The sequence below is a fragment of the Streptomyces gardneri genome (genome assembly GCF_006539185.1).
Taxonomy (GTDB): Bacteria; Actinomycetota; Actinomycetes; order Streptomycetales; family Streptomycetaceae; genus Streptomyces; species Streptomyces gardneri.
Map to the genome: position 1 here is coordinate 37,686 of NZ_BJMN01000059.1, position 13,525 is coordinate 51,210.

The window sequence follows — 13,525 nt, forward strand, 5'->3', positions numbered from 1 at the left end:
AGGCCGTACGCACAGGGCGTACGGAACCGGCGAGCCAGACATCAGCTCCCGTGCGGCGCCCGCGCCCCGGACGGCGGCACCGCGCCACAGGCGTGATCGTGCCGCCGGGCCGGAACCAGACGCGGCGCCCGGGAGCGTGACGGGAGAACCGCCCGCATGCTCGAGTCCAACGAAGACACCAACGCCCCCGGTGACAAGCTGCCGCCGCGCCGTCGGCGCCGCGCCGCTTCCCGCCCCGCCGGTCCGCCGGTGACGGAGGGCACCCAGGCCACCGAGAACACGGCGCCAGCCGAGACCCCGGCCGCCGAGGCCGCGCCGGTCGAGGCCGAGGCCGCCCCCGCGCCGCGCACCCGCCGCCGCGCCACCCGCAAGGCCACCGCACCGGCCGTCGAGACCATCGAGGTCGGCGCCCCCCTCGCGGAGGTCCCCGCCGCCGAGCCGGTCGCCGAGACCGCCGCCGACGAGGCCGCCGAGGCCGCTCCGGCGCGCCCGGCCCGTCGCCGTGCCACCCGTAAGGCCACGTCGCCGGTGACGTCCCCGGCCGCCGTGGAGGAGCCCGCGGTCGAGGCCGTGCCGGTCGCCGAGACCGCCGCCGCCCCGGTCGACGAGGCCGCCGAGGCCGCTCCGGCGCGCCCGGCCCGCCGTCGTGCCACCCGTAAGGCCACGTCGCCGGTGACGTCCCCGGCCGCCGTGGAGGAGCCCGCGGTCGAGGCCGCGCCGGTCACCGCCGCCGCTCCGGTCGAGGAGGCCCCCGAGGCCGCCGCGCCCGCCCCGCGCACCCGCCGCCGCGCCACCCGCAGGGTCACCTCGCCCGAGGCCGCCCCCGAGGCGCCCGCCGAGGCCGCCACCGGCGAGTCCCTGCCGCAGGACGCCCTCGCGCAGATCGCCGCCGACGAGGCCGAGGTCGCCGCCGCCGAGACCGCCGCCACCCGTGGCCGCGGCCGCCGTCGCGCCACCTCGCCGCAGTTCACTTCCGAGCCCGTCACGAAGCCGGAGACGTCCCGCGCCCGCCGCGCCGAGCGTCCCGCCGTCGCCGTCTTCCAGGCCCCGGTGTTCTCCGAGCCGATGTTCCAGACCCCGGAGACGGCCGCCATGGCAGCCGCCGAGGTCGTGGAGCCGGAGGAGCTGGAGGAGGACGAGCTCGACGAGACCGTCGAGGCCGAGGCCGCCGAGACGGCCGGGCCCATCGAGATCCCCGAGGCCACCGAGCGCGCCGAGGCCGGCTCCCGCCGTCGCCGTCGCCGCCGTGGCGAGCCCGTCGCCGTCGAGCCCGTCCCGGCCACCGTCGCCGACGAGCCCGAGGTCGAGGCCGCAGCGGACGAGCTCGAAGAGGCCGACGAGACCGAGGAGACCGACGAGTACGGGGACCGCCCGTCCCGCCGTCGCCGCCGTGGCGGCCGTCGCCGTCGCCGCGGTGAGCTCACCGAGGTCGAGGAGTCGGACGAGTCCGACGAGCTCCGCGCCGAGGACGAGGGCGAGGCCGAGGAGGGCGAGGAGGAGCAGGACGAGGCCGAGGCGTACGCCGGCGGCTCCAGCAGCTCCCGTCGCCGTCGCCGCCGTCGCCGTCGCAGCGGGGACGCCTCCGCCGACGTCGAGGGCACCGACGAGGAAGGCGTCCGCACGGTCGTCAAGGTCCGCGAGCCCCGCCCGGCCCGCGAGAAGGCCGAGGCCGGCACGAGCGCCGACGAGGTCCAGTCCATCAAGGGCTCGACCCGCCTGGAGGCCAAGAAGCAGCGGCGCCGCGAGGGCCGCGAGCAGGGCCGCCGCCGCGTCCCGATCATCACCGAGGCCGAGTTCCTGGCCCGCCGCGAGGCCGTCGAGCGCGTCATGGTCGTCCGCCAGAGCGGCGAGCGCACCCAGATCGGCGTCCTCGAAGACAACGTGCTCGTCGAGCACTACGTCAACAAGGAGCAGGCCACCTCGTACGTCGGCAACGTCTACCTGGGCAAGGTCCAGAACGTCCTGCCGTCGATGGAGGCCGCGTTCGTCGACATCGGCAAGGGCCGCAACGCCGTCCTGTACGCCGGCGAGGTCAACTTCGAGGCGCTCGGCATGGCCAACGGGCCGCGCCGCATCGAGACCGCCCTCAAGTCCGGCCAGTCCGTCCTCGTGCAGGTCACGAAGGACCCGATCGGCCACAAGGGCGCCCGTCTGACCAGCCAGGTCTCCCTGCCCGGCCGCTACCTCGTGTACGTGCCCGAGGGCTCGATGACCGGCATCAGCCGCAAGCTCCCGGACACCGAGCGCGCCCGGCTGAAGACCATCCTCAAGAAGATCGTCCCCGAGGACGCGGGCGTCATCGTGCGTACCGCCGCCGAGGGCGCGAGCGAGGACGAGCTGCGCCGCGACGTCGAGCGTCTGCAGGCGCAGTGGGAGGACATCCAGAAGAAGGCGCAGCAGATCTCGACGAGCGCGCCGAGCCTGCTGTACGGCGAGCCGGACATGACCGTCCGGGTCGTCCGCGACATCTTCAACGAGGACTTCTCCAAGGTCATCGTCAGCGGTGACGAGGCGTGGGAGACCATCCACGGCTACGTCTCGCACGTCGCCCCGGACCTGGCCGACCGCCTGTCCAAGTGGACGAGCGAGGTCGACGTCTTCGCGACGTACCGGATCGACGAGCAGCTCATGAAGGCGCTGGACCGCAAGGTCTGGCTGCCGTCCGGCGGCTCGCTGGTGATCGACAAGACCGAGGCGATGATCGTCGTCGACGTCAACACCGGCAAGTTCACCGGCCAGGGCGGCAACCTCGAAGAGACCGTGACGAGGAACAACCTCGAAGCGGCCGAGGAGATCGTGCGCCAGCTCCGGCTGCGCGACCTCGGCGGCATCGTCGTCATCGACTTCATCGACATGGTCCTGGAGTCCAACCGCGACCTGGTGCTGCGCCGCCTCCTGGAGTGCCTGGGCCGTGACCGGACCAAGCACCAGGTGGCCGAGGTCACCTCGCTCGGCCTGGTCCAGATGACCCGCAAGCGGGTCGGCCAGGGCCTCCTGGAGTCCTTCTCCGAGACCTGCGTCCACTGCAACGGCCGCGGTGTCATCGTCCACATGGAGCAGCCGGCGGTCACCGGCGGCGGTGGCGGCAAGCGGGCGAAGAAGCGCGGCCGCGGCGGCGCCGAGCACGCCCACGAGCACGAGCACGAGACCGTCGAGTCCGGTGCCGAGCACGAGACCGAGGCCGAGGTCGCGGCGGAGCTGGCCGCGCCGGTGGCCCTGCCCGAGCCCATCGCCCCGGACGAGGAGCTGTACGGCAGCATCGCCGAGGCCGAGGCCGCCGCCTCGCGCGGTCGTGGCCGTCGCCGCGCCACCCGCCGGGTGTCCGCGCCGGCCGCCCCGGCCCGTGTCGTGGAGACCGAGACCTACGTGGTGGAGCCGGAGCCGGCCCCCGTCGTCGAGGCCGTCGAGCCGGTGGCCGAGCCGGTCGTCGAGCCGGTGGTCGAGGAGACCGCCGCCCCGGCCCCGCGCGCCCGTCGCCGTGCCACGCGCCGGGCGACGTCCCCGGTCGTGTCGACCACGGAGGCCGTCGAGGCCGTCGAGCCCGCCGTCGTCGAGCCGGTGGCCGCGCCCGTCGCCGAGGAGGCCCCCGTGGCCGCCCCGGAGCCGGAGCCCGTCGTGGAGACCGCGCCCGAGCCCGTCGTCGAGGAGGCCCCCGTGGCCGCCCCGCCGCGTGCCCGTCGCCGGGTGGTCCGCAAGGCCACCGCTCCCGCCGGTTCCCCCGCGGGCGCCGAGGAGGCGGCCGTCCTCGTGGTCGCCACGGCCCCGGCCGAGACCGAGGCTGCCACGGCGGAGTCCGAGGCGGAGGCCGAGACCGAGGCCGCGCCGGCCAAGAAGACGGCCGCGCGCAAGACCGCGAAGAAGGCCACGGCCAAGAAGGCCGCCACCAAGAAGACGGCGGCGACCAAGAAGACGGCGGCGAAGAAGACCACCGCCAAGAAGGCCCCGGCCAAGAAGGCGGCGGAGAAGACCGCGGCTCCGGCCCAGGACTGATCCACCGGGTGCGGGCCGTCCCCTTCGGGACGGCCCGCACCCGCTCGGGCGAATTTGACCCCCTGCGGCAGCCGCCCGTAACCTAGACCGTCGGCGTGTCTGACTGGACGCGTCGCACCTCTGAGCAACTCCCTCCCGCTCGTCGGGAGAGGCCGCTCGTCCGATTCCGGAACGCCGCGGGCCCCCGGGCCCGTGTGAGCGGCTGGCTTCAGAGGTTTTCGATCCCGAGTGAGAGAGAGATCCGCGTGTACGCCATCGTGCGCAGCGGTGGTCGCCAGCACAAGGTTGCTGTCGGCGACATCGTTGAGGTTGACAAGATTTCCACTGCCAAGGTTGGCGACACGGTCGAGCTCTCGACCCTGCTCGTTGTCGACGGCGACGCCGTGACCAGCGACCCGTGGGTCCTGGCCGGCATCAAGGTCACGGCCGAGGTCGTGGACCACCACAAGGGCGCCAAGATCGACATCCTGCGCTACAAGAACAAGACCGGCTACCGCCGTCGCCAGGGTCACCGCCAGCAGTACACGGCGATCAAGGTCACCGGTATCCCCGCGGCTGCGAAGTAAGAGGGACTGAGACATGGCACACAAGAAGGGCGCATCGTCCACCCGGAACGGGCGCGATTCCAACGCTCAGCGGCTCGGCGTGAAGCGCTTCGGCGGTCAGGTCGTTTCCGCTGGTGAGATCCTCGTCCGCCAGCGCGGCACCCACTTCCACCCCGGCGCGGGCGTCGGCCGTGGCGGCGACGACACGCTGTTCGCCCTGCTGCCCGGCTCGGTGCAGTTCGGCACCCACCGTGGCCGCAAGGTCGTGAACATCGTTCCGGTCGCCTGATCGGATCTTTGCGGAGGCGGACCTCACTTCCCGTACGGGAAGCGGGTCCGCCTTTCGCGTGTTACTAGATAGACATTCCGCACTTCCCCCGCCTTCGGCCGGGGACCCCCCAATGGAGGCACCACCATGACCACCTTCGTGGACCGCGTCGAGCTGCACGTCGCCGCGGGTAACGGAGGCCACGGCTGCGCCTCCGTTCACCGGGAGAAGTTCAAGCCCCTCGGCGGACCCGACGGCGGCAACGGCGGCCGTGGCGGCGACGTGACCCTGGTCGTCGACCAGTCGGTCACCACCCTGCTCGAGTACCACCACTCGCCGCACCGCAAGGCCACCAACGGCCAGCCCGGCGCCGGCGACAACCGCTCCGGCAAGGAGGGCCAGGACCTCGTCCTGACCGTGCCGGACGGCACCGTCGTCCTCGACAAGCAGGGCAACGTCCTCGCGGACCTCGTCGGCGAGGGCACCACCTTCGTCGCGGGCCAGGGCGGCCGCGGCGGCCTCGGCAACGCCGCGCTGGCCTCCGCCCGCCGCAAGGCCCCGGGCTTCGCCCTCCTCGGCGAGCCCGGCGAGTCGCGGGACATCGTCCTGGAGCTCAAGACCGTCGCGGACGTGGCCCTCGTCGGCTACCCGAGCGCGGGCAAGTCCTCGCTCATCTCCGTCCTGTCGGCCGCCAAGCCGAAGATCGCCGACTACCCCTTCACGACGCTCGTCCCGAACCTGGGCGTGGTCACGGCCGGCTCGACCGTCTACACGATCGCCGACGTGCCGGGCCTGATCCCGGGCGCGAGCCAGGGCCGCGGTCTGGGCCTGGAGTTCCTGCGCCACGTCGAGCGCTGCTCGGTCCTCGTGCACGTCCTGGACACGGCGACGCTGGAGTCCGACCGCGACCCGGTCTCCGACCTCGACATCATCGAGGAGGAGCTCCGGCAGTACGGCGGTCTTGAGGACCGCCCCCGGATCGTCGTCCTCAACAAGATCGACATCCCGGACGGCCAGGACCTCGCCGACATGATTCGCCCGGATCTGGAGGCGCGCGGCTACCAGGTGTACGAGGCCTCCGCCGTCGCCCGTACGGGACTGAAGGAGCTCTCCTTCGCTCTCGCCGGCATCGTCGCGGAAGCGCGCGCGGCCAAGCCGAAGGAGGAGGCGACCCGGATCGTCATCACCCCGAAGGCCGTCGACGACGCGGGCTTCACCGTCACGTACGACGAGGCCGAGGACGTCTACCGGGTGCGCGGCGACAAGCCCGAGCGCTGGGTCCGCCAGACCGACTTCAACAACGACGAGGCCGTGGGCTACCTGGCCGACCGCCTCAACCGCCTCGGTGTCGAGGACCGGCTGATGAAGGCGGGCGCCCGCGCCGGCGACGGTGTGGCGATCGGCACAGAGGAGAACGCGGTCGTCTTCGACTGGGAGCCCACCATGATGGCGGGCGCCGAGATGCTCGGCCGCCGTGGCGAGGACCACCGACTGGAGGCCCCGCGCCCGGCAGCGCAGCGCCGCCGCGACCGGGACGCCCAGCGGGACGATGCACAGCGCGAGTACGACGAGTTCGACCCCTTCTAGCATGTCCGGCGTCAAGGGAGTGTCGCCGACGCGCTCGGCGGCCCTCCCTTCCGGTTCTCCGGTCAGGGGTCCGGTTTGCTCCCGCTACGATGCTCGGATGGTCGAGCCACCCCACGCGGCACGGGTCAGTGTCGTCGTCATCGCGTACAACGACGCCGAGCACGTGGGCGACGCGATCCGGTCCGCCCTCGCACAGGGCGAGGCCGTCGGTGAGGTCGTCGTCGTCGACGACGCCTCCGCGGACGCGACGCCCGACGTGCTGGCCGGTTTCGCCGACGAGCCGCGCGTGAAGCCGCTGGTCCGCGAGGTCAACAGCGGCGGCTGCGGCACCCCCCGCAACGACGGCATCGCCGCCGCGGTCCACCCGTGGGTCCTCTTCCTGGACAGCGACGACGTGCTGATGCCCGGCGCCGTCGACCGGCTCCTCGCCGTCGCGGCCGAGGAGCGCGCGGACGTCGTCACCGGTCTCTGCGTGCGGCGCGAGCTCCCCGAGGGCCGCGAGACCGTCTGGGCGCCCACGCTGTACGACGTCTCCCGGGGCGCCACCCTCCCCGGCACCGTCCTCGACGGCGTCGAGGACCACCCCGAGCTGGTCCGCGACACCCTCTCCGTCAACAAGCTCTACCGCCGCGACTTCCTGAACGGGCATGCGATCCGCTTCCCCGAGGGCGCCTTCCACTACGAGGACTTCGTCTTCAGCGCCCGCGTCCAGGCCGCGGCCCCCCGGCTCGCCGTCACCGACGTCCCCCTGTACGTCTGGCATGTACGGCGCCAGGCCGCGAACCTGTCGATCTCGCTGCGCCAGGGCTCCCTGGACAACTGGGAGCACCGGGTCGCCGCGCACCGTGCCGTCGTCGAGGTCTTCCGCAAGGCCGGGCGCCCCGCGCTCGCGATCCCCGCGCAGACGAAGTTCCTCGACTACGACCTCCCCATGTACCTCCGCGAGCTGCCGCGCCGGCCCGCCGCCTACCGCGCCGACTGGTGGACGGTCACCCGTGACCACGTCGCCGGCTTCGACGACGCGGCGGTCGCCGCCGCCCGGGCGCCGCACCGCTGGCTGCACGCCGGGATCACGGCCCTCGCCGCCGTGCCCGAGGGCCGCGAGCTCACCCGCTTCGCCGAGCTCGCCGCCGGCCGGCCGCGGCTCGTCCCTCCGTACCCCCGCTCCGAGGACGGCGCCCCCGTGCTGGCCGCCGCCCCCGCCGACGTACCGCTGGACGGTCTCGAAGAGCTGTCCCCGGCCGGGCTGCCCGTCGCCGTGGACGGCCTCGCCACCGTCGGCGGCAGCGCCCGGGTGACCCTGACCGTGCACGAGCTGTACGGCCGGGTCGGCGCGCTGCACCCCGTCTCCGTACAGGTCGAGTGCACCGAGCGCGTCTCTGGCGCGAAGCTCCTCGCCGAGTCCGCCCCGCTGGTCCCCGCCGGCGAGGGCTGGACCGCCACCGCGCGGGTCCCCAGCGCCCGGCTGCTCCGGGCCGGCCGGCTCGCCTCCTGGTCGTTCGTCGCCGTGCTGCTCTACGCGGACGGCTCGACCGGCCGCGCCGAGATCAGGACCCCGGACGGCTTCGCCGGCAAGCGGGGAGTGGCCTTCGGCCGGTTCGGCCGCGTCCTGCTCGTCCAGGTCGTGGCCTCGCCGCGCCGGGCGCTGACCCTCCGGCTCACGGGCGGAATGGCGGGCGCCCGTCAGGTGCTCTCCGGACGTATCAGGAGGATCCTGGCAAGACGCTGAACACCCCCCGATGAGCGGGAAACCAGTTTCTTAACAATTCCCCCCGGGGGAGTGACTTGGCGGGCGCCGAGGGCGTTCATCAGTCAACTGTGAACGCGCTTTGCACTACCGCATGCCTGTGTGAGAGGACTTGGATGCCGACCACCGACGTCCCCGATGTGAGCGTCGTCGTCATCGTCTACAACGATGAGGAACGGCTCCCGCGAGCGGTTCGGTCCGTACTCGACCAGACCCTGAACAATCTCGAAGTGATCATCGCCGACGACTGCTCGACCGATGGCACGGAGCGAGTGGCGCGCGAGCTCGAAGCCGCCGACCCGCGCGTGCGGTACGCGCGCCTGGAACAGAACAGCGGCGGCTGCAGCGCCCCCCGCAACCACGGGATCGCGCTCGCCCGCGCCCCGTACGTCATGTTCCTCGACAGCGACGACGAGCTGCCCCGGCACGCCTGCAAGAGCATGCTGCTCGTCGCCGAGGAGACCGGCGTCGACTTCGTGACCGGTGAGGTCACCCGGTTCTACGAGGCGAACGACTCCACGGGCCTCTGGTACCCGCACCTCTTCACCGAGCAGCGGGTCGTGGACGGCATCACCGAGGCGCCCGAGTACTTCTTCGACCACCTGTCGACGAACAAGCTCTACCGGACCGCCTTCATCCGGGACCACGGCCTCGCCTTCCCCGAGGGCATCCACTACGAGGACCAGCTGTTCTCCGCGCAGGCCTACACGCTCGCCGAGACCTTCGCCGTCGTGCCGTGGTCGGTCTACACCTGGCGTCTCGCGCCGGAGAGCGTCTCCATCTCGTCGAGCCGGCACAAGATCCAGAACGTTCGCGATCGCATCGGCGTGGCCCGGCTGATCGACGCCTGGCTGGAGGAGCGCGGCGACTTCGAGCTCCGCGCGGAGAAGGACTACAAGTTCCTCCGCCACGACTTCCGCCTGTACCTGGGCGACCTTCCCTTCCGCGACGGCGACTGGATCGCGGAGTTCGCCGCCGAGGTCACCCCGTACCTCGACGAGATCTCCGACGAGACCTACGAGCGGCTCTCGCGCGAGGAGCGCGTCTGTCTCCACCTGCTGCGCACCGGCAGGCTGGAGGACGTCGCCGTGGCCGCCCGCCAGTTCGGCCGGCCGCAGCTCGCGCCCCGTGCCGTGACGGAGGTGGACGGCGTCTCCTACTGGGGCGACGTCGCACCGGCCGACGCCGCGAGCCGCGCCGAGCTCGACCTCGGCGAGTGGCACCTCCACGAGCAGTCCCTCGCCACCGGGCGCCTGCGGCACGAGCTGACCTCCGTGTCGATGCTCGGCCCGGTCCTGCGCCTGGAGATCCGGACGTACGACCCCGTCGGCCTGATCACCGAGGACACCGAGGCGTCGGTCAAGCTGGCCGCCCACAAGACGCCGCTCACCGTGCCGTTCAGGCTCGTCGCGGACGGCTCGGGACAGTACGTGTCCAAGGCCGAGGTGGACCTGCGGAAGGTCCCGGTCGGCAAGGTCGGCGTCGCGACCTGCCGCCACCCGGTGATCGCCCTGGAGCGCGACGGCGTGCGGCGCACGGACATCCTGCTGGCCCGGCACGACCAGCCCGACTTCCGCGCCACCCTCCGGTACAACAAGTTCGGCATCCACCACCTGCGCGTCCAGGCCGAGCAGAAGGGCGCCGGGCGCCTTGAGGTGACCTGGCAGCGCTCCGGCGTCCTGAAGTCCCTCGAACCGCTCGGCCCCTACGCCCGCAAGACCAAGGCCAAGGTCGGCAAGGTCAAGAAGATCCTCGTCGGCAACGAGGGCAAGGCGACCGCCTACGACGCCGTCGCCAGGCTCCCGCGCAAGCGCGGCCTGGCCGTCTTCGAGGCGGTGGAGGGCCGCGGCTACGCGGACAACCCCCGCTACGTCTACGAGGAGCTCAAGCGCCGCAACCTCCCGATCGACGTGGTCTGGGCCTACTCGGGCAGCCGGGACTCCTTCCCCGACGACGTCAAGCTCGTGAAGCGCGGCAGCTTCGCCTACGGCCGCGCGCTGGCCCGGGCCGCGTACTGGGTCGACTCGCACAACCTGCCGTACCTGTACGCGAAGCCCAAGGGCACCCGGTACCTCCAGACCTGGCACGGCCAGACCTTCAAGGCGATGGGCTTCGACGTCCCGTCGCTTCGCGGCGCCTCGGAGATCGAGAAGGGGCGCTTCCGCGCCGCCGTCGGCCGCTGGGACGCGCTCGTCTGTCCGAGCGCCGAGTTCGAGCGGACCTTCGTCCCCGCCTTCGAGGTCGGGGCCGACCTGATCCGCTCCGGCTACCCGCGCAACGACGTGCTCGTGCGCTGGGCCGAGCCGGAGCAGCGGGCCAGGGCGGCCGCCACCCGCGAGGCCCTGGACATCCCGGCCGGCCGCAAGGTGCTGCTCTACGCCCCGACCTTCCGCGACGCGGCCCGTCGCACCGGACAGTCGATCCGGGTGGACTTCGAGGCGCTGGCCCCGTACCTGGCCGACGAGTGGACGATCGTCGTGCGCGCCCACCCGTACGACCGGTTCAAGGTCGATCCGGAGCTCGGCCACTTCCTCCGCGACGGTTCGGGGTTCGCCGACGTCAACGACCTGATGCTGGCCTCGGACGCGGTCCTCACGGACTACTCGTCGCTGATGTTCGACTACGCGAACACCGGTCGCCCGATACTGCTGTACACGGACGACTACGAGGACTACAAGGGCGGTGACCGGGGCACGTACTACGACCTCGAGGACATCGCACCGGGTCCGATGCTGACGACCACCGAGGACCTCGCCGCCGCCGTGCGCGACCTGGAAGGCGTGCGGGAGCGGCACGCCCAGCGCTACACGCGCTTCCAGGAGATGTTCTGCTCGTACGAGACCGGCCACGCGAGCAAGCTGGTGGTCGATGCTTTTTTCGAAGGCGGCACCCATGACTGAGGCCTCCCCTGCCCGCAACGTGTTCTTCGTCGGTGTCGACGTCGACTCGATGGGCGGCTCCCAGCGGGTGCTGCACACCCTCGCCCAGGGCATGGGCGAGCGGGGCCACCGCGTCGAGCTGATCGGCATCCGGCCGAGCGCCGAGCCCTTCCCGTACAACACGACGCGTGCGTACCGCCATGCGACGCTCTACCCGCCGAGCCCCGAGCCCAAGCCGCCCGTGCGGACGGTCGGCGACCGGCTCAGCCTGGCGCGGCGCGCCGACGCCCGCCGGGCGCGGGCCGCCCGCGAGCACGCGCGGGCGGAGATGCAGCGCAGGCTGTCGTCGGTCGAGGACGGCTACATCGTCTTCGGCTCGCCGTGGGCGGCGGACTGGGTCATGCCGCTGGAGTGGCAGCACCTGAAGGGCATCGGGCAGTACCACGAGTCCTTCGCCCAGGCCCGGCGCAGCGCCAACCTCGGGCTGATCCGGCGGCACTACCCGGCTCTGGAGCAGACCCTGGTCCTCTCCCAGGGGGACGCGGTCGAGTTCGTCAACCAGCGCGTGCCGAACGTGCGGGTCATGCCGAACCCGCTGCCGTTCTACCCGGACGAGTCGGCTCCGCTCGACACCCGCAAGATCGGCGCGGTGGGCCGGCTCGACCCGATCAAGCGGTACGACCGGCTGATCGAGGCCTTCGCTCGGGCCCGCGAGGGGCGCGAGGGCTGGGAGCTGCACCTCTTCGGCGACGGCCCGCTGGAGAACGAGCTGCGGATGAAGGCCGAGGACCTCGGCGTCGCCGACCAGGTCGTCCTGCGCGGCACGGTCAAGGACATGGCGGCCGCCTACCGCGAGCTGTCGGTCGTCGCGATCAGCAGTGAGCGCGAGGGCCGTCCGATGGCGCTGGCGGAGGCCGCCGCGTGCGGCGTGCCGTGTGTGAGCTTCGACGTCTCCGGCGGTGTCCGGGAGCTCGTCGACGACGGTGTCACGGGCACCCTGGTGCCGCCGGCCGACGTGCCCGGGCTCGCCGCCGCGTTCGGCGAGCTCATGGACGACGCCGGGCTGCGGCAGCGGTACGGCGCGGCGGGACGGGAGCACGTCGCGCGCCTGTCGCTGCCGAGCGTCCTCGACCGGTGGGACTCCGTGTTCGCGGAGATAGAGCGCTAGAGAGGCGCTGAAGACGGTTCCGTCGAGGACTCGGCGGAACACCCGGTGGACCCCGCGGCCCCCCGGCGGACCCCTGCGGTGGTCCGCCGGGGGGCCGTCGTCCTGTGGCTAAACTGTCGGAATGACCTGGCTCATCACCGGCGGCGCCGGATACATCGGTTCCCATGTCGTCAAAGCAATGACCGAGGCCGGCGAGCGTGTCGTCGTGGTCGACGACCTCAGCACGGGCAACCCGGCGCGCGTCCCCGAGGGCGTCGCGCTCGAGAAGGGCTCGGTCCTGGACCGCGAGTTCCTGGACCGGGTGCTGCGCGAGCACGCGGTCAAGGGCATCGTCCACCTGGCGGCCAAGAAGCAGGTCGGCGAGTCGGTCGAGCAGCCGCTCTTCTACTACCGCGAGAACGTGACGGGTCTGCAGACCATCCTGGAGGCCGCCGCCGGCGCCGGGGTGAAGAGCTTCCTCTTCTCCTCCTCCGCCTCCGTCTACGGCATGCCCGATGTGGACCTCGTCACCGAGGACACCGAGTGCCTGCCGCTCAGCCCGTACGGCGAGACCAAGCTCGTCGGCGAGTGGATGGCCCGCGCGGTCGGCCAGGCCCACGGGATCTCCACCGCCTGCCTGCGCTACTTCAACGTGGCGGGCGCAGCGGCCCCCGAGCTCGCCGACACCGGTGTCTTCAACCTGGTGCCGATGGTCTTCGAGCGCCTCGACGCCGGCGAGTCCCCGCGCATCTTCGGTGACGACTACCCGACGCCCGACGGCACCTGCATCCGCGACTACATCCACGTCGCCGACATCGCCGACGCCCACCTCGCGGCGGCCCGCACGCTCGCCAAGGCGGGTGAGGCCGGCGAGACGGCCGCGCTGACCCTGAACATCGGGCGCGGCGAGGGCGTGTCGGTGCGCGAGATGGTCGACCTGATCAACGAGATCACCGGTCACAGCGTCGAGCCCCTGGTCACCCCGCGCCGACCGGGCGACCCGGCCCGCGTGGTCGCCTCCGCGGAGCGCATCGAGTCGGAGCTCGGCTGGAAGGCGCGGCACGACGTCCGCTCCATGATCAGCTCGGCCTGGGAAGGCTGGGGCGCGAACCGGTCGGCCCGCACGGCCGGCTGATCCGAGCAACGGCAGGCAGTACCGAGTGGGGCGTCCCGGGTTCGGCCCGGGGCGCCCCACTCCGCTGTGTCGGGCCGAGGGTCGGCGGGCCCCTCAGGGGCGGTGGATGCGGTCCACGCCGTAGTACGTGGCCGTGCACCGCGCCGCCCAGTCCCGCTCGTACGTGCGGGCGAACAGCGGCTCGGTCAGCCCGCCGATGAGGAGCGGCCGGTACGCGACCTGGCGGG

Annotated in this window: 8 protein-coding genes; all 8 read left to right on the forward strand. The window is 72.6% G+C overall.

Translation table 11 applies throughout. The annotated features are described in order from the left end of the window. The first annotated feature begins 156 nt into the window (after window positions 1-156). The 8 genes from SGA01_RS35385 to galE all read left to right on the forward strand — a co-directional run bounded on the left by SGA01_RS35385 (window position 157) and on the right by galE (window position 13,298). On the forward strand, window positions 157-3,990 hold the full coding sequence (locus SGA01_RS35385) for an Rne/Rng family ribonuclease (protein ID WP_141301977.1): 3,834 nt from the start codon (window positions 157-159) through the stop codon (window positions 3,988-3,990). 245 nt (window positions 3,991-4,235) lie between these two features. Then, entirely contained in the window at window positions 4,236-4,556 is a 321-nt protein-coding gene (gene rplU, locus SGA01_RS35390) for a 50S ribosomal protein L21 (protein WP_015033583.1), read from the forward strand. Between the two features lie 13 nt (window positions 4,557-4,569). Further along, window positions 4,570-4,824: a 50S ribosomal protein L27 gene (gene rpmA, locus SGA01_RS35395; RefSeq protein ID WP_024756701.1), complete on the forward strand. Its 255-nt coding sequence runs from the start codon at window positions 4,570-4,572 to the stop codon at window positions 4,822-4,824. A gap of 126 nt (window positions 4,825-4,950) precedes the next feature. Next, the gene (gene obgE, locus SGA01_RS35400; RefSeq protein ID WP_141301979.1) at window positions 4,951-6,390 is read left to right on the forward strand and encodes a GTPase ObgE; all 1,440 of its coding nucleotides are present in this window, start codon (window positions 4,951-4,953) and stop codon (window positions 6,388-6,390) included. 97 nt (window positions 6,391-6,487) lie between these two features. Next, on the forward strand, window positions 6,488-8,119 hold the full coding sequence (locus tag SGA01_RS35405) for a glycosyltransferase family 2 protein (protein WP_141301981.1): 1,632 nt from the start codon (window positions 6,488-6,490) through the stop codon (window positions 8,117-8,119). 134 nt (window positions 8,120-8,253) lie between these two features. After that, window positions 8,254-11,037 (forward strand): CDP-glycerol:glycerophosphate glycerophosphotransferase, encoded by a 2,784-nt coding sequence (locus SGA01_RS35410; protein WP_141301983.1) that lies wholly within the window; start codon window positions 8,254-8,256, stop codon window positions 11,035-11,037. Then, complete coding sequence (locus SGA01_RS35415; protein ID WP_141301985.1) at window positions 11,030-12,184, forward strand: glycosyltransferase; 1,155 nt, start codon at window positions 11,030-11,032, stop codon at window positions 12,182-12,184. Before SGA01_RS35410 ends, SGA01_RS35415 begins: the two co-directional genes overlap by 8 nt. Before the next feature lie 121 nt (window positions 12,185-12,305). Next, window positions 12,306-13,298 carry a UDP-glucose 4-epimerase GalE gene (gene galE, locus SGA01_RS35420; protein ID WP_141301987.1) on the forward strand — a complete coding sequence of 331 codons (993 nt, stop codon included), beginning with the start codon at window positions 12,306-12,308 and terminating at the stop codon, window positions 13,296-13,298. Window positions 13,299-13,525 lie beyond the last annotated feature (227 nt).

What these genes read in the sequence shown, in the direction of transcription:
- SGA01_RS35385 (WP_141301977.1), top strand. Translation starts at nt 157, where the DNA reads ATGCTCGAGTCCAACGAAGACACCAACGCCCCCGGTGACAAGCTGCCG.
- rpmA (WP_024756701.1), top strand. Translation starts at nt 4,570, where the DNA reads ATGGCACACAAGAAGGGCGCATCGTCCACCCGGAACGGGCGCGATTCC.
- obgE (WP_141301979.1), top strand. Translation starts at nt 4,951, where the DNA reads ATGACCACCTTCGTGGACCGCGTCGAGCTGCACGTCGCCGCGGGTAAC.
- SGA01_RS35405 (WP_141301981.1), top strand. Translation starts at nt 6,488, where the DNA reads ATGGTCGAGCCACCCCACGCGGCACGGGTCAGTGTCGTCGTCATCGCG.
- SGA01_RS35410 (WP_141301983.1), top strand. Translation starts at nt 8,254, where the DNA reads ATGCCGACCACCGACGTCCCCGATGTGAGCGTCGTCGTCATCGTCTAC.
- SGA01_RS35415 (WP_141301985.1), top strand. Translation starts at nt 11,030, where the DNA reads ATGACTGAGGCCTCCCCTGCCCGCAACGTGTTCTTCGTCGGTGTCGAC.
- galE (WP_141301987.1), top strand. Translation starts at nt 12,306, where the DNA reads ATGACCTGGCTCATCACCGGCGGCGCCGGATACATCGGTTCCCATGTC.